Source organism: Rhodococcus sp. 06-221-2 (assembly GCF_002258365.1).
Classification (GTDB): domain Bacteria; phylum Actinomycetota; class Actinomycetes; order Mycobacteriales; family Mycobacteriaceae; genus Rhodococcoides; species Rhodococcoides fascians.
Window position 1 is genome coordinate 59097 of the sequence record NZ_NOYJ01000016.1, and the last position, 25030, is coordinate 84126.

The window sequence follows — 25030 nt, forward strand, 5'->3', positions numbered from 1 at the left end:
AGCTCGAGGCGCATATCTTTACTGCATTCGAGGAGGTGGGTGACCATGGACGACCGGATCGAGCAGCTCAATCGAACCTTTGCAGCGTTGGCGGACCCCACCCGGCGCGACATGGTTGCTCGGCTTGCGGGTGCCGACGCCAACGTCAGCGAACTGGCCGAGCCGTACGACATGAGCCTGCAGGCAGTCTCCAAGCACGTGAAGGTGCTCGAGGACGCCGGGCTGGTGACGCGCAGCAAAGACGCCCAGCGCAGACCGGTGCACTTGGATGCGGAGGTGTTCGGCCTGATGGCGAAGTGGATCGAGCGTTATCGCCAGGAGGCCGAGCAGCGCTACCGCCGACTCGACGACCTGCTGGATCACGTTGTAACACAGGACGACTCTCAGAAGGACGTGTCATGACCGAGCACGAAACCGAGATAGTAGCGGACGACAAAGTACCCACAATCGAGATCATCCGGCAGTTCGACGCGTCGCCCGAGCAGGTGTTCCGCGCACACGTCGACCCCGATCTGTATCGGCAGTGGGTGGGCCCACGGTCGGTGACGACGCGAATCATCGCGTGGGACGCGCGAACCGGCGGTGCATGGTCGTTCGCGAACGACCGCGACGGCGAAGAGATCGCGTCGTTCTTCGGCAGCTTCCACGAGGTTCGCGCGAACGAGCGGATCGTGTGGACCTTCACCTACGAAGGCGATCCGGATTCGGTCGCCCTCGAGACAATGGCTTTCGAGGCCCGCGACGACGGCGGCACGCGATTGAGGGTGCTGAGCGTGCTGTCCGACTTCGCAACCCGAGACGGGATGCTCTCCAGCGGAATGGATGTCGGAGTCAGGGAGGGCTACGAGAAACTCGATGCACTGTTGACGGGACCGGCTGCACAGCATGCACGGGACGCCGCCGCGTTCACGGCGTTGGTCGATTCCGTTTCCGGGGACGCGTGGTCTCGGCCCAGTCCGGTACCGGAGTGGAACGCGCTGGGTGTCGTCGAACATCTCGTCGGTTGGTCACGTGGTTTCCTCGGCGGTGTCGAGGGTGTCGAGCTCACCGAACTCGACGTGACGCGCGACCCTGCCGCCGCGTGGGCGCGACACGTCGCCGACATCCAAGCCATCCTCGACGCCCCCGCAGGCCGCATCCTGAGGAATCCGCACATCGGCGACATGCCGGTCGAAGACGCGATCGACCGGTTCTACACCGCCGATGTGTGGATGCACACTTGGGATCTGGCCAAAGCCCTGGGACGCGAACCCGATCTCGGCGAAGAGCGGTGCGCCGCAGCGCTGATCGCCATGAAACCGATGGACCGCGTGCTCCGCGAGAGCGGGGAGTTCGGCCCTGCCGTCGACGTCGACGACAACGCATCCGCCCAGGACAGGTTGATGGCCTTCATCGGACGCGACCCGTCCTGGTCACCCGAGAGTTAGGTACCCACAGCCTCGAGCTGCGGACGAATCTTGTTCAGCGAGAACTCGACCGACGCTTTCGATGGTGTATTGAATCCCACCACCGTCGCGTAGTCGACGACGGCAACTCCGCCGCCGGTCGCCGCGGGCAGGCTGGTGAATCCCGGAAGTTGTTCGAGGTCTTCGCGCGTGCCGCCGTTGGGGAGAATGACCACGAGGTCTGCGGTGAGAACGTCCAGCCGTTCGGGGCTCAGCACGATCCGGCCGTGAGAGATGTCGGGCGAGTTCACCAAATCCTGCGGGACGTCGAGTCCGATGCTGTCGAAGACTTTCGCGGCACCGTCCTCCGGGTCGGCGACGACCGCAAGCTGCTGACTGTCGAAAACGAACTGCGACAACACAGCCGACTTACCGTCGAGCTCCGGGTACTGCTGACGGATGCCATCGGTTACGGCATGCCCCTCGTCGATGATGCTCTGTGCATCGTCCTCGCGATCGAGCACCCGCCCGAGCGTCTCGATCTGCGATTCCCACGTCTCGACCTTCTCCGCCTTCGGAAATATCGTGGGCGCGACGTCGGACAAGCTCTTGTACGGCTCTATCGACGGTATCCCCGACAGCAGGATCAGGTCGGGCTGTAGCGCCGCGATCTGCTCGGTCGGCACCGAAGCCCCCATCTGATCGACGGCGGCCGGGTCGAGCATCTGGGCATCCGTACCCACTGCGGACTGCCAGGGGTAGAGCCCGCGTTCGTCGCCGTTCGATCCGGCGGAGACATACCCGACGGGTTGCACGTCGAATTCGAGCAGAGCGTCCACCCACTGCTGCCCGAATGCGACGATGCGCTGTGGCGTTCCCGTGATCTGCGTGGGTCCGGCGAGTGTGTCGACGGTGACGCTGCGGGTGTCGGAGCCGGCGTCGTCAGCGGTGTTGCTGCTGCACGATGCCAGCGTCAGGGCCGTGGCGACGGCAAAGGCACACCCCAGGAAGGTCCTTGTCATCGGCAGAAATTAGCACAGCCTTGCCTTCCTGAGGTGAGCTACGTTCACATGTACTTGCGCAGCTCCATCTTCGCGATGGACATCTTGTGCACCTCGTCGGGACCGTCGGCGAGCCGCAGCGTCCGCACGTGTGCGTACATCATCGCCAGCGGGAAGTCGTTGCTGACTCCGCCGCCGCCGTGCACCTGAATGGCGCGGTCGATGATCTTCAGCGCCATCTCGGGCGCAGCGACCTTGATCGCTGCGATCTCGGTGCGCGCTTCCTTGTTTCCGACGGTGTCCATCAGGTATGCGGCCTTGAACGTGAGCAGCCGCGTCTTCTCGATCTCGATGCGCGCCTCGGCGATCCAGTCCTGGATGTTCGCACGCATGGCGACCGGCTTGCCGAAGGTCACCCGCGAAACCGCACGGCGACAGAGCAATTCGAGCGCCCGTTCCGCAACACCGATGGTCCGCATCGCGTGATGGATACGACCGGGCCCCAGCCGAGCCTGACTGATAGCAAACCCCTCACCCGGCCCCTTCAGTACGTCCTTCGCCGGCACCCGCACGTCCTCGAACAGCACCTCCGCGTGGCCCTCTCGGTCGACGTAACCAAAGACGGGCAGGTTGCGCAGCACGGTGACGCCGGGCGCATCGATGGGCACGACGAGCATCGACTGCTGCCGGTGCGTTGCTGCCTCGGGATCGGTCTTGCCCATGACGATCAGAACCTTGCAGTTCTTGTGCATCGCGTTCGACGTCCACCATTTGCGCCCGTTCAGGATGAAGTCGTCGCCGTCGCGGTCCATCTTCATTGCGATGTTGGTGGCATCGGAACTGGCGACGTCGGGCTCGGTCATCGCGAAGGCCGAACGAATCTTACCGTCCAGCAACGGCTTCAGGTACTTCTCTTTGTGCTCGTCGGTACCGAAGAGGGTGAACACCTCCATGTTGCCGGTATCGGGTGCGTTGCAGTTGCATGCCTCGGGGGCGAGCAGGCTGCGGCCCATGATCTCGGCCAGCGGAGCGTATTCGAGGTTGGTCAGGCCGGGGCCCCACTCGGGGTGCGGGTGGAACAGATTCCACAGTCCACGCGAGCGCGCTTCCTTCTTCAGGTCCTCGAGAATCGGGGGATGGAAGTGCGGGTCACCGGCTTCGAGCATCTGTTGCTCGTACACCGCCTCCGCCGGATAGACGTGAGAGTCCATGAACTCCAACAGATCCGACTCGTACTTCTTTGCGCGGTCGCTGGTCTCGAAAAATGCCACGTTCAGTTCCCCTGTTGGTTGTCGAGCAAGCTGTCCTGGTAGCGGCGCATGCCGCGCAACCACCGGTCGTAATCGGCACCTTTGTTGCGGTACATGTCCAGTACGTTCTCGTGGGGCAGGATCAGGAACTGCTCCCGGTCCATCGCGTCGAGCACCACGTCGGCGACGTCGAGCGGCTCGAGCACAGCACCCGCGCTCAGCACCGCGGCAGTTGCGGCCGCTCCCAAGGCATCTCCCGATTCGCGGCCTTCGTAGAGCAGCTTGGTATTGACGCCCATCGGGCACAGGCAGCTGACGCGAATGCCCCGATTGCCGTAGGTGACGTTGAGCCACTCGGCGAATCCCACCGCGGCATGCTTGGTCGTCGCGTATGTCGCGGAACCGATCTGGGTGAGCAAGCCGGCTGCCGAGGCCGTACTGACGAAATAGCCCTCACCACGTTCGAGCCAACCGGGCACCAACAGCTGCGCAGCGCGGATGTGTGCGCGCACGTTGACGTCGAAGGACAGGTCCCAATCCTGTTCACTGGCGTCGAGCCCGGGGGCACCGCTGATGCCGGCGTTTGCGAAATACAGATCGACCGGACCGAACGACTCTTCGGCGACCGCGATCAGCCGCTCGATATCCCCGATGTCCGACGCGTCGGCCGCGGCAGCGACGGCTGTGCCCGGCCGGTCTCGCTCGATGGCGTCGACCACGGATCGGGCCGTGGACTCGTCCACATCGGAGACGACGACGCGGGTGCCGTGTTCGGCGAGTCTGGCGGCGATGGCTCCGCCGATTCCGCCACCACCTCCGGTGACGATGGCGACCTTGCCTGCAACCTTCATTACCCAGGTATAGTTGAAGTCAGATTCAAGTTCAACCCTGGTTGGATGAACTGCCAGCTCAGCGCCGGTGTGTCATGCCCTCGGCCGCGTCGGATCGGTGATCCAACCCGACCACGAGCCGGGATACAACGCCGCGTCGATGCCTGCCAACTCCAGTGCGAGAACCTGATGTGCAGCGGTCACGCCCGAGCCGCAGTAGACGGCGACGTCCTTACCCTTCGGTACGAGTCCACCGAATGCGCCGTCGAGTACCTCCGGGGGCAGGAAGCGCCCGTCGGAATCGACATTGTCGGCCGTCGGCCTGTTGATCGCCCCGGGGATGTGGCCGGCCACAGGATCGACTGGCTCGACCTCGCCGCGGAATCGCTCGGGTGCGCGGGCGTCGAGCAGGACGTTCTCGCGGGCGAAGGCCAGCACGTCCTCGACCTCGAGGACCCGGGCCAGCGGTGGCCGCGCCGTGAACGATCCGGCCGCCACGATCGAGGGCTCGGTGCCGACGGAATAGCCCTCGTCGACCCATCGCGCGAACCCGCCGTCGAGGACGCGCACATCCCGGTGGCCGAAGTAGCGGAGCAACCACCAGGCCCGCGCAGCCGCAGTTGCCGGGCCCGCGTCGTAGACCACCACCGCGGAATCGTCGCCGACTCCGGCTCCCCGCATTGCCGCGACGAACGTGTCCGCATCAGGCAGCGGATGGCGACCACGATCGTCCGGCGGTGCCGCCAGTTCCGTACCGAGATCGACGAATTGCGCGGTCGGGATGTGCCCCGCCTCGTAACCTGCTCTGTCGCTACCGTTTTGAAGGGTCCACCGAATGTCCAGGACCACGGGGCCGCGACCCATCTCGAACAGACCGTGCAATTCGGAAGCTGATATCAGCGGCGACTGGCTCATAGTGTTTCGACGCTAACAGTCCGGGAGGGGGAATAGCTCGGACTCCGGCTAGGTTGTGCGCAGGCGTGACCGAAACTGCAACAACAACACCGCACCTGTCCACCGCTGGACTCTTCGAGCCGTTCGAGGTCAAGTCGCTGAAGCTGCGCAACCGCTTCGCCATGGCGCCGATGACGAGGGCGTTCTCGCCCGACGGCATCCCCGGCCCGGACGTGGCGGGGTACTACCGCAAACGTGCAGCAGGCGGCACCGGCCTCATCATCACCGAGGGCACGTATATCCCCGACCCCGCCGCAGGACCGCACACCCGCGTACCGAGGATCTACGGCGACGCCAGCCTCGACGGATGGAAGGGCGTCGTCGATGCAGTCCACGCCGAGGGCAGCGCGATCATCCCGCAGCTGTGGCACCTGGGAGTCGAGCGCGGCACCGAGCCACGCCTGTTCCCCGACGTCACCACCGTCAGCCCGTCCGGCATCGCTCTCGACGGCTCCTCGGTCGGTCGCGCCTTCACCGACGCCGATCTCGACGAACTGACCTCGCACTGGGTTCAGGCTGCCGTCAACGCGAAGAACACCGGCTTCGACGGCCTGGAACTGCACGGTGCTCACGGTTACCTTCTCGACGAATTCCTCTGGGCAACAACCAATGTGCGTGACGACGAATTCGGCGGATCTCTCGAGGCCCGCACCCGCTTCCCCGCACAGGTTGTCGCTGCGATCCGCGCCGCGGTGGGTGAGGACTTCGCGATCGTCTACCGCTTCTCGCAGTGGAAGAGCAACCACTTCGACGCTCGACTCGCAGAGAACCCGGCCGAACTCGATCGCGTCCTCACGCCGCTGGTCGAAGCAGGCGTGGACGTACTGCATGCTTCGACTCGTCGGCACTGGGATCCGGCATTCCCCGAACTGGACGGAGTGGACGGCAAGCTCGGTCTGGCCGGTTGGACGCGCAAGCTCACCGGCGTTCCGACCATCACCGTCGGCTCCGTGGGCCTCGATTCGGTGTTCACCTCGGCATGGTCGGAGGACGCGGCCTCCGGTGTGACGGGATTGGACGCGCTGGCGGGCCAGTTCCAGGACGGCGAGTTCGATCTGGTGGCTGTCGGACGCGCGCTGCTCTCCGATCCGGAGTGGGTGAACAAGGTCGGCGACGGCCGCGTCGACGAGCGCATCGAATTCACGCGCGACCACATTCGGAACCTGGTCTGACGCCCCCAGCCCTGGTCGCCCTCGGGTCCTAGCGCCCGAGAGCGACTCTCACCCCTGCACGACGAGCCCACGATCGGTCGGTCGTGGGCTCGCGTGTTGCGCCCGAGCAGGAGACGGCACACCCCGCGCCGGCCAGCACAATGTTCGCGACGAGGGCGATCGCCCTGCCCGCTGCGGCGCGCGACAATCAGTCGCCCGCTGCCCGAGCACGGTGCCGTCGGGCCTTCATCTTGTTGCCACACGTGGCCATCGAACACCACCGCGCGGTGCCCGCACGGGAGCGATCCAGGAGAAACAGGCGGCACTCGTCATTCGCACACGGACGCAGTGCGCCGGGAATAGTCTCACGAATCTCCGCCCAGGCCAGCACTATTCGCGCAGCCAGTCGGCGATCCTCGGCTACCTGCAGATTCCAGTCCAGCGCGTCATCGGTCAGCACCGGCACCCGCGAGAGGCCATCCAAGTACGTTCTCAGCGACGACGGTGACGCCTCACCCCGCACCACCCGCTGAAGGTCGTCACGCACAGCGCGACACACCTGAAGCTCCTCGGCGCTTCCGGTCCCGCCGCGTGCACTCAGCCAGTCTCGGCCGTCGGCGTCGCCCGCCAAGAGATCGATCGGCTGATCATCCACGACCGGTGTGGTGTTGAGCAGGTCGATCAGCAGCGCTTCGTCGATCGCCCGTGCCTCCGCGGTGTCCATGTAACCATCGTAGACCGCTTGACAGGTTACGGCCAGTGTGGTTCCGTCATGGGAGTAACCACATCAACTACCTATAGGGGTTATTCATGGTCGCCGTTCATCACCACACCACCACCGTCGACGGACTCGAAGTCTTCTACCGCGAGGCCGGCAATCCCGCCGATCCCACCATCGTGCTGCTGCACGGAACACCCTCGAGCTCTTTCATGTTCCGCCACCTCATCCCGTTGTTGGGCAAGCATTTTCACGTGATCGCACCCGACCTCATCGGCTTCGGATACTCGTCAGCTCCATCCGTCGACAACTTCGACTACACCTTCGACACGCTCACCGCGGTGACCGATCACCTCCTCGAGCAGCTGGGTCTCGACCGGTACGCGATCTACACCCAGGACTACGGCGCACCCGTCGGATGGCGTCTCGCCCTCAGCCATCCCGATCGCATCACCGCCATCGTCACTCAGAACGGAAATGCCTACGAGGAAGGGTTCGTCGACTCGTTCTGGGCTCCTCTATGGACCTACGCGAATAACCGCACACCGGAAACCGCGGCTCCGCTGCGCGAAGCGCTCGAACTGGACGCGGTCCGATGGCAGTACGTCCACGGTGTCTCCGATTCGACGCTCCTGAGTCCCGACGCTTGGATCCACGACCACACGCTACTCACCCGCCCCGGCATCGACGAGATCCAACTGCGGCTGTTCGCCGACTATCCGACCAACGTCCGCCTGTATCCCGCGGTACAGCGCTACTTTCGCGATTGTCGTCCCCCACTCCTTGCTGTCTGGGGCAAGAACGACGAAATCTTCGGACCCGACGGCGCGCGCGCGTTCCTGCGCGATCTCCCCGACGCGGAAATTCATCTACTGGACGGGGGCCACTTCCTCCTCGAAAGCCACCTCGACGACGTCGCCACCCTGATCACCACCTTCCTGCACCGATCTTCCGGGGCGCGACACGCAGCCTGATAGAGAACTTGTTCTCGATTCCGCACCAGTTGTTCCCAATAGCCATGTATGCCAACAACCTCGGAGAAAGGCCAGACGTCGTGCGAGCAGATGACGACCACATGCCGAGCCAGTGGCATCCAGGGGAGGAGACGATGCACCGTCTTCTGCAGGTGCCGTACGAGGACAACCCCACTGTCCCAGGGCTGCCCGCCGCATACGGACCCTGGATGAGCCGGAGCCCACTCGTGGCGCTGGGGACGATCGGCGTCGACGGCCGTGTGTGGACAACGCTGCTCGGAGGCGCTCCGGGAACAGCAACCGTGGCCGCGGACAGTGTTCTCCGAGTGAGGTTTCGGACCCGGCTCGAACCTCGTCCCGCAGATCCGGGCGCTCACTGGACGGGTACCGACCCAGTGCTCGAGGGTCTCGTGGGCGACGAAGCCACGAACGGACGAGGAAGGCTGGTCTCGGGCCTCGTCATCGATCTCGAGCACAGGGGCCGGGTCAAGATCGCAGGACGGCTGCACGACGGGATGGTGATGGAAAGGCGAACGAACACAACGCCTTCGGAGACCAGCGAACCTATCGACGTACAGGTGAATGTCGCAGTCGACGAAACCCTCGGAAACTGCCCCAAATATCTGAACAAGCGGGCGATAACACCCTACGCATCATCTCCGCAGTTGATCACCGATTCGCTCCCCCTACCAGCCGACGCCCTCGCCCTCATCGGCAGATCCGACACGTTCCTCATCTCCAGCCGACACGGTGCCCACAGCATGGACACCAACATCCGCGGTGGGGCACCAGGATTCGTCCGGATATTCAGCAACTCCGACACGGAGGGCGTGACCCTGGTGTACCCGGAGTACTCGGGGAACCGCCTCTACCAGACGTTGGGAAACATCACTTCCGACCGGGCAGTGGGACTCACCTTTCCCGATTTCGACACCGGCGACATCCTCTACCTGACGGGACGCGCAGAGGTACTGATCGGAGATGCCGCTGAAAGCGTTCTGCCACATAGCAGTATGGCTGTACGGATCGATATCGAGGCAGTGCGCTTCGTAAGAGAGGGCCTTGCATTCCGAGGCACGCTGCTCGACCCGTCGCCGTACAACCCGCCGGTTCGAAGATTGGCCCGCGAGGTCGGAGGTTCGGGCCGGCGGCCCAGATCAGCGGACAGAATGCTTGCCTCGCTGATCCACAAGCTGCCGATCACACCGACGATATCGCGCTACACATTCCGGCTTTCTCCGGGCGAGTCGTCGACGCCGGTGCGATGGAGTGCAGGGCAACACGTCACCCTCGACTTCTCGCATCGACTCGATCGTGGCTGGTCGCACATGCGCGATCATGACCCGAGCTCCCTCAACGACGACTTCATCAGAACGTTCACGGTGTCCAGCGAACCGAACACTTCGGGCAGCAATGTATTCGAGATAACCGTTCGGGAGCACGGACCGGTCAGCCGCCTGCTGTCGCGGTGGACTCCAGGGTCGGACCTGCCCGTCCCTGTCATGGGCTTCGGCGGCGAGGACGACACCAGATACGCCGATACGCAGCCCGATACCGACGACGTAGTGGTCGTGGCATCGGGGATCGGGATCACGCCCTTCATGGCGCAGGCGCATGCTGCCCACGAATCCGGACTCGCGCTGACCCTGCTGTGGAGCATCCGCGCAGAGGACCTGGCTCTCGCCGTCGACGTCATCGAGCAGGTCGGCCACTTGGGGATGGCGATCACGGTGTTCATCACCGGACAGTTGGACACCGACGGGCATGCCAAGGCACGCACTCTCGAACAGCTCCGAGCCCGGACATACATACGACGAATGACCGAGTCCGACGTCAAAGCCGTAGGCCACGTCGGGCGAAGGCAGTTCTATGTGTGCGCTGTGCCTCCTCTACACGCAGCAGTTCTGGGGTGGTTGGCTGGTGAAGACGTCAGGTTCGAGGCGTTCGACTATTGAACGCTGCATCCAAGAACGCGGCCTCTAGAAGGGCGGTGCTGCCGTGTCGTCTGTCTCGGGCTGTTCGTTGTTCGGTGGGTCGGGGTAGGCGATGACTCCCGATCGTCGCGGTTTGGTGGGGATATAGGGCCGGAGGTCGTTGCCGATGATGGGTACGGCTGTTCCGTTGGCGGGCAGGGTGATTCGGGTGGTCTTCGAGGTGGAGGTCCATAGAACCGCGCCACCGGGGAGCATGACCGCTTTCCAATAGCCTGCGGTTTTGACGCTGTGGTGGTATTCGCAGAGGCATTGGAGGTTGTTGACTGTCGTCCAGCCGCCGCCGAGTGGATTGGCGTGATCGAAGGCGATGATGTGGTCGAGTTGGCAGCGTTCGGCAGGTCGGTGGCAGCCGGGGAAACGGCAATGCCGGTCGCGTAGCCGGACTGCCGCGGTGGTGAGGGCGTCGGGCCGGTAGATCAGGGCTCGGTCGGTGAGTGGGTCGCGTCGGACGGACTTGCCGAGGGTGGGGTCGGCGGCGATGGCGGCTTCGAGGGCTGCGGCCAGGGATGCGTTGCCGAGATAGATGCCTGAGGAAGTGCGCTGTGCGGTGCGGCCTGCGGGGCGGATCGTCGGGTTGTCGGGGCGGACCTCCGAGGATAGGTCGAGGGCAGAGCTGTGCCGTGTACCCCTGCCGACGGGTGTGTGAGTACAGAACAGGGCTGCAGAGGACGCCAAGGCATTCCGACGTCGTTGCCGGTGCTGGGTCTCGTCGTAGCCGGTCGGTTCAGGCGGTGTCGGGTCTGGCTTCGAATGCGATTCTGCGGCAACCGAACCCGAACCCTGGCCCGGCCCTGCGCCGGGATGCGGTCCTGGGTCCGGTAGCGACGGTGGCGGTACCGAAGGCGGCGGTATCGACGGTAGTGGCGCTGCTGTGTTCGTTGCAGTGCCAGTGCCAGTGCCAGTGCCAGTGCCAGTGCCAGTGCCAGTGCCAGTGCCAGTGCCAGTATCCGTCCGCGTTACTCGCGTATCCGGTTTCGCTGCATTCGGTTCCGCGTTGGTTTGTGTCGCGTCAGGCTCTGCCGGCTCGGGCTCTGTCGCACTCGGCTCGGCTGTGGTTTCTGCCGAGCGTTGTTCCCATTCCCCGGTTTCCGGGTTCTGCACTGCCAGTCCGAGTTTCTCTGCCAACGTCACCGCCTCGGTGAGCAGGACCTGCCAGTGACTGTTGCGCGCCAATGCCCGCGCGAGGTCGGGATCGATGGATCCGTGCCCGGCCAGGTACGCCGGGTTCGCGAGCAGTCCGATCAGCGTTGCGATATCGACAGTGACCATCGTCAACGGCACCCGACGATCCGGCAGCTCTGCATCTTTCTTCGGGCAGTCCGCTCGTTGACACAGGCATACCAGCCGGGGTTCACCGTGCATCCGCGCCATGAAGGCGTCACACAGCCGATCCTGTTTTCCGCGTGGGTCTTTCGAGCAGAGCGTGTCGGCCATTTCCTCCAGGAGCTGCCATGCGGCCGCGGCTTCGGGGGCGGTCAATTCTGCTCGGATCCGCGCCAACTCCCCAGCCGGGGCGTAGGAAACATTGCGGAACTTTTTCGCGAACTCCCGCAACGCTGCTGCTTCCTCCGGCGCGACCCGCAGAAGAATGTCCCAGATCTCCTTCTCCAACGGCCCCGGTGACGACCGTCGGGCCGCCTCGACGATCTCGTCCTCGACCGACCTCACGATGTCGTCCGAGAGGTTGTCGAGGATCCGGCACACCACCCTCACTCGCGGAAGGTCGATCTCCCCAGCCTCGAATGCCTTCTTCACCAGCGGCAGTCGAGTGTGCAGGGCGACCCCGACCGAGACATACGCCTCGGCGACCGTCGCCGAACACCCCAACGCCACCGCCATCTCGGTGCGCCCATACCGGCTGTAGTGCTTGTGCTTGGTGTCGAGAGTGATCCAGCTCCGATGGACGTCGTAGCACGCGGAAATCTTGCGGGCCGCCAGCCGATTCTCTTCTCGCGCAGCGGCGGTCAACGCATCCAACGAGACCGTCGGTATCGCCATCTCTTCACCCCCCAGTGAATCGAAACAAGAACGCATGTTCGAACTGCAAGAAGAGTAACCCGACCCACCGACAAGAACGCCGGACCCGTCGAACCCCAGGTCGTCGGACCGACGCGGCGATGATCGCGCACCCGAGCCACATCCCCCGAATACTCGACAACGCCTATCCTCGGTACGTGCCCACCCTCTACACTTCACCGACGAGTACCACGTGACCGGTTCGGCAGTGGCGTGGCTGGAGAAGTTCCAGATCCCGCTGTACCTATTGGCGTTGGCCGTCGGAGTTGTTGTCGGGTTGGCGGCACCGGCATCGGCTCCCGCATTCGAAATCGCCATCAATCCGGTGCTGATAGTCTTGCTCTACGCGACGTTCCTCGCAGTTCCGTTCTCCGCCATCGGTGTATCGCTGCGCGACACGAATTTCTTGCTCAGCGTCGTGGTGCTCAATTTCGTGCTCGTTCCGATCGTCGTGTTCGCACTGACCCGGTTCGTTGCGAGTAACGAAGCGGTGCTCGTCGGGATACTTCTGGTGCTGTTGGCTCCGTGCATCGACTACGTCATCGTTTTCAGCGGGTTGGCCGGGGCGGCATCGGAACGACTTCTCGCCGCTGCTCCGTTGCTGATGCTGCTGCAGATCGCGTTCTTGCCGCTGTATCTCTGGTTGTTCGTCGGACCCGACCTGGTGAAGATCATCGACGTCGCACCGTTCGTCGAGGCGTTCGTCCTACTGATCGCGCTGCCACTGACATCGGCTGCGGCAACGCAGTGGTTGGCACGACGCACACGCCTCGGCACTCGCATCATGGACGCCATGGCAGCGGCGATGGTGCCGATCATGATGGCGACCCTCGCAGTCGTCGTCGCATCTCAGGTCGACGCAGTCCGCAGCGAGGCATCTCAGCTGATCGCAGCAGTGCCGATCTTCGTCGCGTTTCTGGTCGTCATGGCCGTCGTCGGACTCGCGACGGCTCGGATCACCCGCCAGGACGTGCCCGCGACCCGGGCTTTGATCTTCTCCGGGGCGACCCGGAACTCGCTGGTGGTGCTGCCTCTCGCGCTCGCGCTGCCGCCGGCTCTTTCCCTCGCCGCAGTGGTCGTGGTGACGCAGACGTTGGTGGAGCTGATCGGCATGATCGCGTACGTCAGGATCGTTCCTCGCCTCGCACCGGCGACCTAGACTCCGAACATGACCGAACGCACGCCATCCGACCTGACCGCGCTACGTGCACGGGCTGCGGGCGGTGACCAGGACGCGATCGACGAATTGGTGGAGCAGGGCACCGTCGACGACCTGCGTTCACTTGCCGCAGCCGGCAACAGCGACGCCGTCGACATGCTCGTCGAACGCGCCGGAGAGCGCGAGGACCGCGACGAACTGCAGCGGCTGGCAGCCGGCGGAAGCCAGGATGCCGCAGACATTCTCGAAGAACTGGACGGCTAGATCGGATCGGGACGGGTGCCCACCTGCAGGGTGAGCCGATGCGCGGCGTCGAGCAGCATCTTTCCCAACTCCCGACGTCTGTCCTCTCGAAACCTCGTTTCCACACCGGTCAGACTCAACGCCCATGCCGGCCTGCGGCCGCGGTCGAACACCGCTGCTCCCAGTCCCCAGCTGCCTTCCACGAGCAACGCCGGGTTGACGGCGTAGCCCGAGGACCGCGTCAGCTCGATCCGGTGGCGAATGGCCGTTTCCGAATGATCGGCTCCCCACTCGGGCACCAGATCGACTCCGTCGAGGTAGTCGTCGACCTCGCGGTCCGGGAGATGAGCGAGAACGGCCAAGCCTGCGGAGGCCACACCCAGCGGTAGTCGGATGCCCTCGTACAGCACATGCGACCGTAGCGGGAAGCTGCCCTCCACCCGAAGCAGACACACCGTCTCGCCACCTCGACGCGCGGACAGGAACGCACTCTCGCCGCTCCGCATTGCCAAGTCCTGCACGATATCTCGGGCCTGATCGGTGACGTCGTAGCGCAATGCGGCCATGGAACCGAGGAGATAGATTTCCGGTCCCAGTGCCCACCGTCCGGTCGCCGTATCGCGGTCGACGAATCCTTCGTCGGCCAGTTCCGTCAACAGCCGATGCGCCGTCGGGCGCGCAACGCCAGCAGACCTCGCCAACTCGGTGGTCGAGGTACCGGCCGCCTCCGCCGCACTGGCGGCACGCAGCAGAGCACACACTTTGGCGATGACGCCTGCGTTGGCATCGAGCACAGTCACCGCACCACTGTACGTCCGCTGAGTGAACGCCGACGCACTTCATGTTCGACAATCGAGCAGAATTTCCTAAAGCAACCGCGATGCCCCCAGGTTGAGTTCACTGGACCCATCGTTTGCTCAACGAACACATCAGGAGTTCACGTGACAGGAAAGACCTACGACTCCGCAGCCGACGCGGTGGCGGACATCGGTAGAGGAGCGACCATCGCGGTCGGCGGCTTCGGCCTGTGCGGCATCCCCGATGCCCTCATCGAGGCCATCGCCGACACCGACGCGGACGAATTGGAGGTGTTCTCCAACAACTGCGGCGTCGACGGCTACGGATTGGGAATTCTGTTGGCAGCCGGACGTATTCGCCGCGTCACTGCGTCGTACGTCGGCGAGAACAAGGAGTTCGCCCGGCAGTACCTCGCCGGCGAACTCGAAGTGGAACTGACACCGCAGGGCACGCTCGCCGAGCGTCTCCGCGCCGGCGGCACCGGCATTCCCGCCTTCTTCACCCCCGCCGGGGTCGGCAGCCCCATCGCCGACGGCGGAATGCCGTGGCGCTACAACGCCGACGGTTCCGTCTCGATCGAGTCACCGCCCAAGGAAACACGGGTGTTCGGCAACAAACGCTACGTGCTCGAGGAGGCGATCAACGCCGACTTCGCTCTGGTGCACGCCGAGATCGGCGACACCGCAGGCAATCTCGTGTTCGACAAGACAGCGATGAACTTCAATCCGCTGGCAGCGATGGCGGGCAGGATCACCATCGCTCAGGTGGAGAAGCTCGTCGAGCCCGGCGAAATCGACCCGGCCCAGGTGCATCTCCCCGGAGTGTTCGTCCAACGTGTCGTACATACCGGTCCACAGGACAAGCGCATCGAAAAGCGCACCGTCAGTTCAGGAGTTGGAGCATGACCGCAGGATGGACCCGAGACCGGATGGCCGAGCGTGCGGCGGCCGAGATGGTCGACGGCGAATACGTCAACCTCGGCATCGGCTTGCCGACGCTGATCCCGGGCTACCTCACCGACAAGGTGAACGTCACTCTGCATTCGGAGAACGGCATCCTCGGCACCGGCCCCTACCCCACCGAGGACGAGGTCGACGCCAACCTCATCAATGCCGGAAAGGAGACAGTCACCGTCAATCCCGGTGCGTCGTACTTCGATTCGTCGCTGAGCTTCGGCATGATCCGAGGCGGTCACATCGACACGGCCGTCCTCGGCGGCATGCAGGTCTCCCGAAACGGCGACCTCGCCAACTGGATGGTCCCCGGCAAGATGGTCAAGGGTATGGGCGGCGCTATGGACCTGGTGCACGGGGCTCGACGCGTCATCGTGGTCATGGAACACACCGACCGCGACGGCAATCCGAAGATCCTCGACGCGTGCACCCTGCCGCTGACCGGCCAGGGCGTCGTCGACCGCATCATCACCAACCTGGCCGTCATCGATGTCGTCGGCGACGGCACGCTGAAGCTGGTGGAACTTGCACCCGGGGTGACCACCGAACAGGTCGTCGCCGCCACCGGATCAACCCTGAAGCACTGAAGCACTGACAGCCGTTCGAACAGCACTGTGGGCCCGAACGTCCGAAGACGTTCGGGCCCACAGTGTTACGTTCTAGTCCGGGATCATGTCGAACGTGTCCGGATTCGGACCGTTCCGGCCTTCCTCGCCCTTGTCGAGTGCAGTGATTGCATCGACGTCGGCCGAGCTCAGCTCGAAGTCGAAGATGTCGAAGTTGGCCTTCACTCGCTCCGGTGTCACCGACTTCGGGAAGATGATGTTGCCACGCTGAATGTGCCAGCGCAGCACCACCTGTGCGACGGATTTGCCTGTGGCGTCGGCGATTCGCTTCAGTTCCGCGTCGTCGAGAACGTTGCCCTGAGCGATCGGCGACCACGCCTCGGTGGGGATGGCATGTTCGCGGCCGTAGGCCCACACGTCGTGGTTGACGAAGTACGGGTGCACCTCGATCTGGTTCACCGCGGGGACCGTCTCGGTCTCTTCGGCGAGGCGATCGAGGTGAGCGGGCTGGAAGTTCGAGACGCCGATGTTGCGGGCCCGGCCGTCGGCCGCGAACTCCTCCAACGTCTTCCACGTGGAGACGAAGTCGCCGTCGTACCGGGTGGGCAGCGGCCAGTGGATGAGGAAGAGATCGACGTAGTCGGTCCCGAGGTCGCTGAGCGTCTTGTCGAACGCCGAGCGCGCGTCGTCGGGCCGGTGGAAACCGTTGTTGAGCTTGCTGGTGACGAACACCGATTCGCGGTCGATGCCGGAGTTACGAATGCCCTCGCCGACCTGCTTCTCGTTGCCGTACATCTGCGCGGTGTCGATGTGTCGGTAGCCGATCTCGAGCGCCGTTTCGACGGCCTTCGCGGTCTCGTCGGCGTCGATCTGAAAGACGCCGAAACCGAGCTGGGGAATCTGCTTGCCGTTTCTGAGCGTGACGTTGGGTACCTGAGTCATATCGCCGGGGTGCCCGCCCACTGTGGCCTTCAAACCGGGTGGAACAATGCCATCGTGATAGTGCAGCGCATCCGGCGCGTCGTAGACGGAGTTGCCGAGAAATTCGGTCGGTCCACCTCTGCTCTGACAGCTCCAGAGCGCAGTTTCGATCCGGGGCACCCATGGTTCCTGACCGCGCCCGAGCGAGGCAACGACGACACCCGAATTTCGGCCTGGACCGAGGGCAATCGCGTCGAGAACCTCGTGCACGGCAAGACGTACTTCGCGGCACTCGCACGGGCCCTCGAGCAGACCGAGCGCGACGATCTGGTGCTCTTCACCGATTGGCGCGGGGACCCGGAGCAGCTGCTCACCGACGACGGCGTGACCGTCGAGGATGCACTGGCCGCCGTCGCGCACCGCGGTGGCGTCGTCAAGGGCATGGTGTGGCGCTCCCACATGGAAACCCTCGGTTTCACCGGTCCGAAGAACCGCAAGCTCGCGCTGCGGCTGGAGGAGGCGGGCGGCGAGGTCATTCTGGACCAGCGCGTGCTGGTCACCGGGAGCCACCATCAGAAGTTCGTGGTCGTGCGGTACGGCAGGAAAGATCTGCCCGACGTCGCTTTCGTGGGCGGTATCGATCTGGCCCGTGCTCGACGCGACGACGCCGATCACTTCGGCGATCCCGTCTCGCGCCCCTTCCCGCCCGAGTACGGCGAGATTCCGGCGTGGCACGACGTGCAGGTGCAGATCGAGGGCCCCGCAGTCCGGGATGTGGAGGACGTCTTCCGCGAACGGTGGGAAGATCCCGCGGCGCTCTCGCGTCTACCGTGGCATGCCATTCCCGATTTCCTGCGCGGAGTCACGCGTGAACCGTCGGAGTTGCCACCCGCTGCCGCCGCCCCGGAGCCGCAGGGCACGTGCTCGGTTCAGCTGCTGCGTACTTACCCGCGTCGACGCCCCGCCTACCCGTTCGCGACGAGAGGCGAGCGCAGCGCGGCCCGTGCGTACGCCAAAGCCCTCGACCGCGCCACCGAGCTGATCTACATCGAGGACCAATATCTGTGGTCCGTCGACGTCGCGCGCGTGTTCGCCGCGGCACTGCGCCGCAAGCCGAACCTGCGGCTGGTGGTGGTGGTCCCCAAACACCTCGACGACGACAGCAACCTGACCATTCCCTCTGCGCTGCTGGGACACTCGGCGGCGCTCGGGGTCATCCGCGCGGCCGGCGGTGACCGCGTACTGGTACTCGACATCGAAAACGACCGTGGCATACCGGTATACGTGCACTCGAAGGTCTGCATCATCGACGACGTGTGGGCGGCAGTGGGGTCGGACAACTTCAATCGCCGCTCCTGGACCCATGATTCGGAGCTGACCGCGGCCATTGTCGACGAGCAGCGCGACGATCGGGCACCCTTGGACCCAGCAGGCCTCGGCGACGGCGCCAGAACCCACGCGCGCAACCTGAGACTCGAACTGATCCGCGAACACCTCGGGCGGGCCGACGGCGACGACGCCGACCTCGTCGACCCGCAGCAGTTCTTCGACGTGATCTCGGCGAGCGCGACGGCCCTGGACAACTGGCACCGCAACCCGTCCGCGAAGCCCCGGCCCGTCGGCCGACTGCGAATGCACGAGATCACGGTGCCGCCCGTCTGGCAGCAGCGACTTGCCGCACTCGCCTACCGGTTGTTCGTCGACCCCGACGGACGCCCTATCGGGATGCGCCTGCGTCGTCGATTCTGAGTCCACGTTTTCGAGTTGTAGCTGTTTCGGACCTGACATATCGGGCATTCGCTCACGATGTCCACCTCCTCTCGCGCACCGAGCGCGCTCGTCTTCGCGCCGTCCCCACTACTGACGGTGACCCTCGACGCTGCCCCCAACGGCAGTACCGAACTGCACGTGCACGCGGGCGGTCAGGGTCACTGGATCGCCAGGATGGCGTCGGTGCTCGGTCTCGATGTCACCCTCGCCGGGGTGTTCGGCGGCGAGATCGGTGCCGTATTGCGGGGCATCGTCGAGAGCGAGGGCATCTCCGTCGTCTCCGTCGACATCGGCCAGGAAAGCGGCTCCTACGTGCACGATCGCCGAAGCGGAGAGCGCGAGGTACTGGCCACGGTCGATCCGCCGCCGCTGGCCAGGCACGCGCTCGACGACCTGTTCGGCGCGGCACTTGCCACCGGCGCCCGCAGCGACGTGGCAATTCTCGGCGGTCCGCACGCCGACAACATCGTGCCGCCCGAGGTCTACGAGCGACTGTGCGCAGACCTACGTGCGCTCGACGTCCCGGTGGTGGCGGACCTGTCGGGCCCCACCATGCTGGCCGCCCTCGCCGGCGGCCTCACAGTTCTCAAGGTCAGCCACGAGGATCTGATCGCCGACGGCGGAGCCGAGACCGAGGACCCGAAGCACCTGATCGATGCCATGCGAAAGATGCACGACGACGGTGCCGAGGTGGTCGTGATCTCCCGAGCGGGAGACCCCGCCCTGGCGCTGGTCGACGGCGACGTGCTGGAGATCGTCACCCCGGGTCTGCAGATGGTCGACCACCACGGCGCAGGCGATTCGATGAGCGCCGGCATCGCCGCCGGAATTGCTCAGGGGATGTCGATGCCGGAGGCGCTCCGCCTGGGCGGCGGCGCGGGCACTGCCAACGTCACCCGCCGCGGCCTCGGTAGCGGCCGAAAAGACCTGGTTCTCGGACTCACCGAATCGGTCGACGTGCGTCCGTACGGCAAGGCGGGCAAGAAATGAGGGCGCTGATCACCAACGACGACGGCGTGGACAGCGCAGGCATCGCACTGCTGGCGCGGGTCGCGCTCGACGCCGGCCTCGACGTCGTGGTGGCCGCACCCCACGAGGAACGCAGCGGTGCCAGTGCATCGCTGACGGGGATGGGCGTCGACGATCACCTGGGTATCGAGCGAACCGAGATCGAGGGGCTGCGCGGCGTCGAGGTCTATGCGGTACAGGCCTCACCGGCCCTCATCGCGTTCGTCGCCACCCGAGGGGCCTTCGGCGATCCACCCGACGTGGTCCTCTCCGGTATCAATCACGGCCCCAATACCGGTGCGGCCGTTCTACATTCGGGCACGGTGGGCGCGGCGCTGACCGCGTTGACGCACGGGGTTCCCGCCATGGCGCTGTCCTCGCTCGCCACCCGGCCGTCGCACTGGGACACCGCCGAACACGTCGCGCATCTGGCGGTGACATGGATGATTTCGCACCTGACCGTCGATGCCGTCGTCAACGTCAACATTCCCGACGTTCCACGGTCGGATTTCGCCGGGATCGTTCCGGCCTCGCTGGCCCGGTACGGCGCGGTGCAGGCCGAAATAGGCGATCGCGGAGAAGATTTCGTCACCGTCCGGTTCGACGAGATCCACGCGGAGGACGACGACTCCGACGCCTCCCTGCTGGCCCGGAACTGGGCGACCGTCACCGCGCTGCGTCCCCCGAGCGAGGTGGACAGCATCGATCTGTCGACGCTGCGTGAGTGAGCTCGGTGCGGTGGAGCCGATTGTGTCGGTGCCCTCGGGCACACTGGGAATCATCACCGCACATGCAACGGACCTAGGGGGTCACCGCACATGACGACAGATACCGATTCCGGATCGTTCCGCAGGCTCCACTCGCATGGCGTAGTTCCACCGTTTCTGCTCGAGCGTCTGCAGGGAGCCGGTGCCCGCGCGACTCTGCTGGCCGACCGCGAGATGCGGGCGGGCAGAGAGGTCGTCCAGGCACGTACCGCCATCGCACCGCGGACCGGCGGCACCCTCGAACGCACCATCTCCGATGCGAAAGCGACCCGCGACCTCCCGGGTCAGCAGGTTCGCGCCGAGGGTGAGGATCCCACCGGCGATGCTGCGACCGACGAGGCATACGACGGCCTCGGTGCCACGTATGCGTTCTTCGACGAGGTGTACGGCTACTCGAGTCTCGACGGCAGCGGCCTGCCCCTCGATGCGACGGTCCATTACGGCCGGGACTACGACAACGCGTTCTGGGACGGCTCTCGCATGGTGTTCGGCGACGGTGACGGAGAGGTGTTCGCCCGCTTCACCGTTTCTCTGGGCGTCATTGCACACGAGCTCGCGCACGGTTTCACGCAGTACACCACCCCGCTCGAATACAAGGACCAGGCCGGCGCACTGAACGAATCCATCTCCGACGTGTTCGGTGCACTCGTGGAGCAGTACACCGCGAAGCAGAACGCCGAGGACGCGTCGTGGTTGATCGGCGAAGGTCTGTTCCTGCCTGCGGTGCAGGGCAAGGCGCTGCGCTCGCTCCTCGAGCCCGGTACCGCGTACGACGACGATGTACTCGGCAAAGACCCACAGCCGGCGAGCATGGACGACTTCGTCGTCACCACCGAGGACGACGGCGGTGTGCACATCAACTCGGGCATTCCCAACCGCGCGTTCGCCGTCGCCGCAACCACCTTGGGTGGCCCGGCGTGGGACCGCGTCGGGCAGGTCTGGTTCGACACCATGACTGTCGGGGGTCTGGCACCGACGGTCGACTTCGCGGGTTTCTCCGCGGCGACGCTGCTCGCAGCGCAGAAGCGATTCGGTGCCGATTCCGACGTCGCACGGGCCGTGGCCACCGGTTGGTCTACCGTGGGAGTTCAGTCAACACGGGAGCCGAGCGACGATCGGGTGTGATCGAGGGGCATGAGCCTGCGCATCGAGGTACTGCGAACCGGCGGGATCGCCGGAATGTCCAAGCGCGGAGTGGTCGAGACCGACGAGCCGGAATGGCAGTCGCTGGTCGAGGCTGCGCGCCCGTACCTGGCTGAGCCGCCCCCACCCGAGCCGGCCGAGTCGCAGGCCCGCGACACCTTCGTGTGGAACGTGTCGGTGGGCGAGCAATCGTGCCGGGTCGGCGATTCGGCCCTGACCGGGCCGCTACGCGACCTCGCGGAGCGCACACTCCGCGAGGGTCGCGTCAGGTAGTTCAGCAGCTCGGCTCAAGCTTTCCATTCCGCGGAGCGTTCCGGGGACGCCTCGGCCAACGCCTTCACCGTGTCGTCGACGCCGAAGTCCTTGCCGTACACCGGGGTTCCCGGTTGCTGACGCCAGGACTCGGCGAGAGAACCGGCATCGACCGGGTCGAAGCCGAGCTCGTCGATCACCGAGAACACCAACTTCTTCGACTCTGCGTCGTCCCCGGCGATCGGCAGTGCGATGCGCTTGTCGGTTCCGGCAGGAACACCCTTCTCGAGCAGGTGCTTGTACCAAATTCCGTTGAACGCCTTGATCACCGGCTCACCGAGCTGCTGCGACACCCATACGCTCTCGGGTGTGCCGCCTTCGATGTCTTCGATCAGACCGTCGCGCTGCTGCGGGTAGTAGTTGTTCGTTTCGATGATCGGCGCTCCGGGCTTGCGTGCGCCGGCGATACCGGCGGCGAGGTCGGGCACGTTCTTCTGCGGGATGCTGAGGATGACCAGGTCCGCATCCTGCGCCGCGTCCGCTGCCCACACCGCCGTCGCTCCGGTTTCCGACGCCAGCTCCGCCAGAGTCTCCGGGTCTCGTGAGTTCGAGAACCGAACCTCGTGACCGAGCGCCGTCAACCGGCGCACGAGCGTTCCACCGATGAATCCACTTCCGATGATGCCAATTTTCATGTCCGGAACAAACGATCAGGGACTCGATCTATTCCCGTCAGGAAGCGACCGCGACCTTCGATCGAGGCCGCCCGAACTTCATCGCCTTGTCGACGAGCTTGCCGTACCGCAGAACCGGCAGGTCGCGGAAGTAATTCATCCGCAGCTTCCACGGAGTTTCACTGCCCTGCCTCGGGAAGTTGTCCACGGCCCGCAGCACGTAGCCGGCGGCGAAATCGAGGAACGGCTCTTCGTCCACGGACGGGTCGCGTTCGAGCTCGACGGTGCTGTACCCGTTCTCGTCCATGTGGGCGAGCAGGCGCATGACGTAGTTCGAGACCATGTCGGCTTTGAGCGTCCACGACGCGTTGGTGTACCCGACGACAAAAGCGAAGTTGGGGATTCCGGTGAGCATCATGCCCTTGTACGCCATGGTGCTGGGCAGATCCACGTCTCTACCGTCGACGCGGAAGGTCGCGCCACCGAGTGCGGACAGGTTCAATCCCGTTGCCGTGACAACGATATCGGCGTCGAGGTGCTGGCCGGACTTCAACTTCAGGCCGGTCTCGGTGAAGCTGTCGATGTGATCGGTGACGATCGAGACCTCGTCCTTGCGGATCGAGCGGAACAGATCGTTGTCGGGCACCAGGCACAGGCGCTGATCCCACGGGTTGTACGACGGGGTGAAGTGGGTGTCCAGGTCGTACCCCTTCGGCAGCCAGCCCTCCTGCATCTTCCGGATCCGCTTCTTCATGAATTCCGGGTACTTCTGGCTCAACGTGAAGATCAACATGGCCATCGACACGTTCTTGAGCCGAGTCACGCTGTACGCCAACTTCTTCGGCAGACGCTTCCGCAGTGTCTGCGCAATCGGATCCTTCGAGGGGAGCGAAAGGATGTAGCTCGGCGAGCGCTGCAGCAACGTCACGTGCTCGGCCTCACGAGCGAGGTTGGGAGCCAACGTGATCGCCGTTGCACCGCTGCCGATGACGACGACCTTCTTGCCCGCGTAATCCAGATCCTCGGGCCAGTGCTGCGGGTGGATCACCTGCCCACCGAAGTTCTCCTGGCCGACGAACTCCGGGCTGAAACCCTTGTCGTAGTTGTAGTAACCACTGCAGGAGAACACGAACGACGCGGTGATCGTGACGGTCTCGTTCGTGTCGCTGCGCTGCGCCGTGACCGTCCAGAACTGCTGCTCGGACGACCATTCGAGGGCGACGACCTTGTGGTGGTATCGAATGTGCTTGTCCACACCCGCTTCTCGTGCGGTTTCGACGATGTAGTTACGGATGTCGGAACCGTCGGCGATGGACTTCTCTCCTGTCCACGGCCTGAAGCTGTACCCGAGGGTGTACATGTCGGAATCGGAGCGAATACCGGGATAGCGGAACAGATCCCAGGTGCCACCGATCGCCCCGCGGCTTTCGAGGATGGTGTACGTCTTCCCGGGCAGATCGTGGCCGAGGTGACGCGCGGCACCGATCCCGGACAGGCCGGCACCGATGATGAGGACATCGACCTCGGGGGTGGTCAGTACGGCAGTCATGAGCAACGATTCCTTCGGTGGGGGGTCAGCTGATTTTGTTGCGTGCGCTCTCGGACCTACCGAGACGCGCTACTTCTTCGTCCATCTTGGGCAGGATCGTCGGCACGTGCGCCAACATGCTGCGATCGCCGACGCGCGAGGTGATGACGGCCTTGAACCAGGACGCCGCACCAACCCACCGCGGTACGTAGACGCGGCGCTTGCGCTTGGCCAGGCCGTCGACGAACGCATCCACGCACTGCTCGACGGTCATCGTCTTCCCGAGGGGGCCGGGCAGTACCGCGAGCAAATCCTGGAAGGCCGTGAGATCGGACTTCGCGTCCTGGACCATCGGGGTATCGATCCAGGCCATGTGGGCCGAGCCGACGTCGACTCCTCGGTAGTTCACTTCCAGCCGAAGCGCATTGGCGAAATGCTCGGCTGCGGCCTTGCTGGCGTTGTACGCGGCCAAGCCGGGGCACGGGGTGAACGCGGCCAGCGAGGAGACGACGAGGATGTAGCCGTTGCGTTCGATCAGCGACGGCAAGGCCGCGCGGACGGTGTTGAACACGCCCATCACGTTGATGTCCATGACGCGCTGGAACGTGGCCGGGTCCACCTGCAGGATGGATCCGTAGCTGGCGATTCCCGCATTGGCGAGCACCAGATCGATGCCCCCGTAGGCCGCGATGCCGCCGTCGACGGCGCGCTGCATGTCGTCCAGATTTCGGACGTCGGCGACGAACGCCTCGGCCTTCAGCTGCGTCGCGACCTCCCGCAGCGGGGCCTCGTCGACGTCGACGAGTACCAACTTGGCTCCACGACCTGCCAACGCACGTGCGGTCTCGGCACCGATTCCTCGTGCCGCGCCGGTGATCAGAACGACCTTGTTCCGGAGCGTCGATGACGCCATGTCTCCCCCTCGATCGAGATGCATTCCTGCGAACACTTTGCATCTGATACCGAGCGGTGTCA

25 protein-coding genes are annotated in these 25030 nt (G+C 64.8%); 14 read left to right on the top strand and 11 right to left on the bottom strand.

The features are described from left to right. Positions 1-45: 45 nt before the first annotated feature. The gene (locus CH281_RS07785) at positions 46-402 is read left to right on the top strand and encodes an ArsR/SmtB family transcription factor (protein ID WP_032364507.1); all 357 of its coding nucleotides are present in this window, start codon (positions 46-48) and stop codon (positions 400-402) included. Then, positions 399-1427 (top strand): TIGR03086 family metal-binding protein, encoded by a 1029-nt coding sequence (locus CH281_RS27480; RefSeq protein WP_094693660.1) that lies wholly within the window; start codon positions 399-401, stop codon positions 1425-1427. The genes CH281_RS07785 and CH281_RS27480 overlap by 4 nt, the downstream gene beginning before the upstream one ends. Here the strand turns inward: CH281_RS27480 and CH281_RS07795 are convergent. The 4 genes from CH281_RS07795 to CH281_RS07810 form a co-directional block, all read right to left on the bottom strand. Beyond that, positions 1424-2407 (bottom strand): ABC transporter substrate-binding protein, encoded by a 984-nt coding sequence (locus CH281_RS07795; RefSeq protein WP_094693662.1) that lies wholly within the window; start codon positions 2405-2407, stop codon positions 1424-1426. The genes CH281_RS27480 and CH281_RS07795 overlap by 4 nt on opposite strands. A 44-nt stretch (positions 2408-2451) precedes the next feature. Beyond that, on the bottom strand, positions 2452-3597 hold the full coding sequence (locus CH281_RS07800) for an acyl-CoA dehydrogenase family protein (RefSeq protein WP_239536539.1): 1146 nt from the start codon (positions 3595-3597) through the stop codon (positions 2452-2454). A 62-nt stretch (positions 3598-3659) separates the two neighbouring features. Next, complete coding sequence (locus CH281_RS07805; RefSeq protein WP_094693664.1) at positions 3660-4487, bottom strand: SDR family oxidoreductase; 828 nt, start codon at positions 4485-4487, stop codon at positions 3660-3662. A gap of 72 nt (positions 4488-4559) precedes the next feature. Continuing rightward, positions 4560-5381, bottom strand: a complete 822-nt coding sequence (locus CH281_RS07810) for a sulfurtransferase (RefSeq protein WP_094693666.1) — start codon at positions 5379-5381, stop codon at positions 4560-4562. A gap of 65 nt (positions 5382-5446) precedes the next feature. On the opposite strand from CH281_RS07810, the gene CH281_RS07815 reads away from it, so the two are divergent. Next, positions 5447-6592 (top strand): NADH:flavin oxidoreductase, encoded by a 1146-nt coding sequence (locus tag CH281_RS07815; protein WP_179274138.1) that lies wholly within the window; start codon positions 5447-5449, stop codon positions 6590-6592. A 187-nt stretch (positions 6593-6779) separates the two neighbouring features. On the opposite strand, the gene CH281_RS07820 is transcribed toward CH281_RS07815, so the two are convergent. Further along, positions 6780-7295 (bottom strand): CGNR zinc finger domain-containing protein, encoded by a 516-nt coding sequence (locus CH281_RS07820; protein WP_094664848.1) that lies wholly within the window; start codon positions 7293-7295, stop codon positions 6780-6782. An 86-nt stretch (positions 7296-7381) separates the two neighbouring features. On the opposite strand from CH281_RS07820, the gene CH281_RS07825 reads away from it, so the two are divergent. Both CH281_RS07825 and CH281_RS07830 read left to right on the top strand, forming a co-directional pair. Continuing rightward, positions 7382-8263 carry an alpha/beta fold hydrolase gene (locus tag CH281_RS07825; protein ID WP_094664850.1) on the top strand — a complete coding sequence of 294 codons (882 nt, stop codon included), beginning with the start codon at positions 7382-7384 and terminating at the stop codon, positions 8261-8263. Between the two features lie 134 nt (positions 8264-8397). Next, positions 8398-10218 (top strand): pyridoxamine 5'-phosphate oxidase family protein, encoded by a 1821-nt coding sequence (locus tag CH281_RS07830; RefSeq protein ID WP_179274139.1) that lies wholly within the window; start codon positions 8398-8400, stop codon positions 10216-10218. A gap of 24 nt (positions 10219-10242) precedes the next feature. Here the strand turns inward: CH281_RS07830 and CH281_RS07835 are convergent, their stop codons facing one another. Beyond that, positions 10243-12255: an HNH endonuclease signature motif containing protein gene (locus CH281_RS07835; protein ID WP_179274140.1), complete on the bottom strand. Its 2013-nt coding sequence runs from the start codon at positions 12253-12255 to the stop codon at positions 10243-10245. Between the two features lie 211 nt (positions 12256-12466). Here CH281_RS07835 and CH281_RS07840 point away from each other — a divergent pair, with 211 nt between their 5' ends. Beyond that, the gene (locus tag CH281_RS07840; RefSeq protein WP_179274141.1) at positions 12467-13432 is read left to right on the top strand and encodes an arsenic resistance protein; all 966 of its coding nucleotides are present in this window, start codon (positions 12467-12469) and stop codon (positions 13430-13432) included. Between the two features lie 9 nt (positions 13433-13441). Further along, positions 13442-13696, top strand: a complete 255-nt coding sequence (locus CH281_RS07845; protein ID WP_032373831.1) for a hypothetical protein — start codon at positions 13442-13444, stop codon at positions 13694-13696. Here CH281_RS07845 and CH281_RS07850 read toward each other — a convergent pair. After that, entirely contained in the window at positions 13693-14475 is a 783-nt protein-coding gene (locus tag CH281_RS07850) for an IclR family transcriptional regulator (RefSeq protein ID WP_032373878.1), read from the bottom strand. The two genes, CH281_RS07845 and CH281_RS07850, sit on opposite strands and share 4 nt — an antisense overlap. Before the next feature lie 141 nt (positions 14476-14616). On the opposite strand from CH281_RS07850, the gene CH281_RS07855 reads away from it, so the two are divergent. Further along, positions 14617-15378 (top strand): CoA transferase subunit A, encoded by a 762-nt coding sequence (locus tag CH281_RS07855; RefSeq protein WP_094693672.1) that lies wholly within the window; start codon positions 14617-14619, stop codon positions 15376-15378. Beyond that, on the top strand, positions 15375-16013 hold the full coding sequence (locus CH281_RS07860; protein WP_032373830.1) for a 3-oxoacid CoA-transferase subunit B: 639 nt from the start codon (positions 15375-15377) through the stop codon (positions 16011-16013). The genes CH281_RS07855 and CH281_RS07860 overlap by 4 nt, the downstream gene beginning before the upstream one ends. Before the next feature lie 72 nt (positions 16014-16085). On the opposite strand, the gene CH281_RS07865 is transcribed toward CH281_RS07860, so the two are convergent. Continuing rightward, entirely contained in the window at positions 16086-16934 is an 849-nt protein-coding gene (locus tag CH281_RS07865; protein ID WP_027494425.1) for an aldo/keto reductase, read from the bottom strand. A gap of 54 nt (positions 16935-16988) precedes the next feature. On the opposite strand from CH281_RS07865, the gene CH281_RS07870 reads away from it, so the two are divergent. The 5 genes from CH281_RS07870 to CH281_RS07890 all read left to right on the top strand — a co-directional run bounded on the left by CH281_RS07870 (position 16989) and on the right by CH281_RS07890 (position 21874). After that, positions 16989-18662, top strand: coding sequence for a phospholipase D family protein (locus CH281_RS07870; RefSeq protein ID WP_027494426.1), 1674 nt, complete (start codon positions 16989-16991; stop codon positions 18660-18662). A gap of 57 nt (positions 18663-18719) precedes the next feature. After that, complete coding sequence (locus CH281_RS07875) at positions 18720-19673, top strand: 1-phosphofructokinase family hexose kinase (RefSeq protein WP_032406593.1); 954 nt, start codon at positions 18720-18722, stop codon at positions 19671-19673. After that, positions 19670-20419 carry a 5'/3'-nucleotidase SurE gene (gene surE, locus CH281_RS07880; protein ID WP_094622858.1) on the top strand — a complete coding sequence of 250 codons (750 nt, stop codon included), beginning with the start codon at positions 19670-19672 and terminating at the stop codon, positions 20417-20419. The genes CH281_RS07875 and surE overlap by 4 nt, the downstream gene beginning before the upstream one ends. A gap of 90 nt (positions 20420-20509) precedes the next feature. Then, a complete protein-coding gene (locus tag CH281_RS07885; protein ID WP_027494429.1) occupies positions 20510-21583 on the top strand; it encodes a M4 family metallopeptidase in 1074 nt (357 codons plus the stop codon). Positions 21584-21592: 9 nt separating this feature from the next. Continuing rightward, on the top strand, positions 21593-21874 hold the full coding sequence (locus tag CH281_RS07890; RefSeq protein ID WP_027494430.1) for a protealysin inhibitor emfourin: 282 nt from the start codon (positions 21593-21595) through the stop codon (positions 21872-21874). Positions 21875-21888: 14 nt separating this feature from the next. On the opposite strand, the gene CH281_RS07895 is transcribed toward CH281_RS07890, so the two are convergent. From CH281_RS07895 to CH281_RS07905, 3 genes are read right to left on the bottom strand one after another with little or no spacing between them, the layout of a single operon-like run. Beyond that, a complete protein-coding gene (locus CH281_RS07895; RefSeq protein ID WP_027494431.1) occupies positions 21889-22548 on the bottom strand; it encodes an NADPH-dependent F420 reductase in 660 nt (219 codons plus the stop codon). Between the two features lie 37 nt (positions 22549-22585). Then, a complete protein-coding gene (locus tag CH281_RS07900) occupies positions 22586-24076 on the bottom strand; it encodes a flavin-containing monooxygenase (protein ID WP_032406595.1) in 1491 nt (496 codons plus the stop codon). A gap of 25 nt (positions 24077-24101) precedes the next feature. Further along, positions 24102-24968 (bottom strand): SDR family oxidoreductase, encoded by an 867-nt coding sequence (locus tag CH281_RS07905; protein ID WP_032364730.1) that lies wholly within the window; start codon positions 24966-24968, stop codon positions 24102-24104. Between the last annotated feature and the right edge of the window lie 62 nt (positions 24969-25030).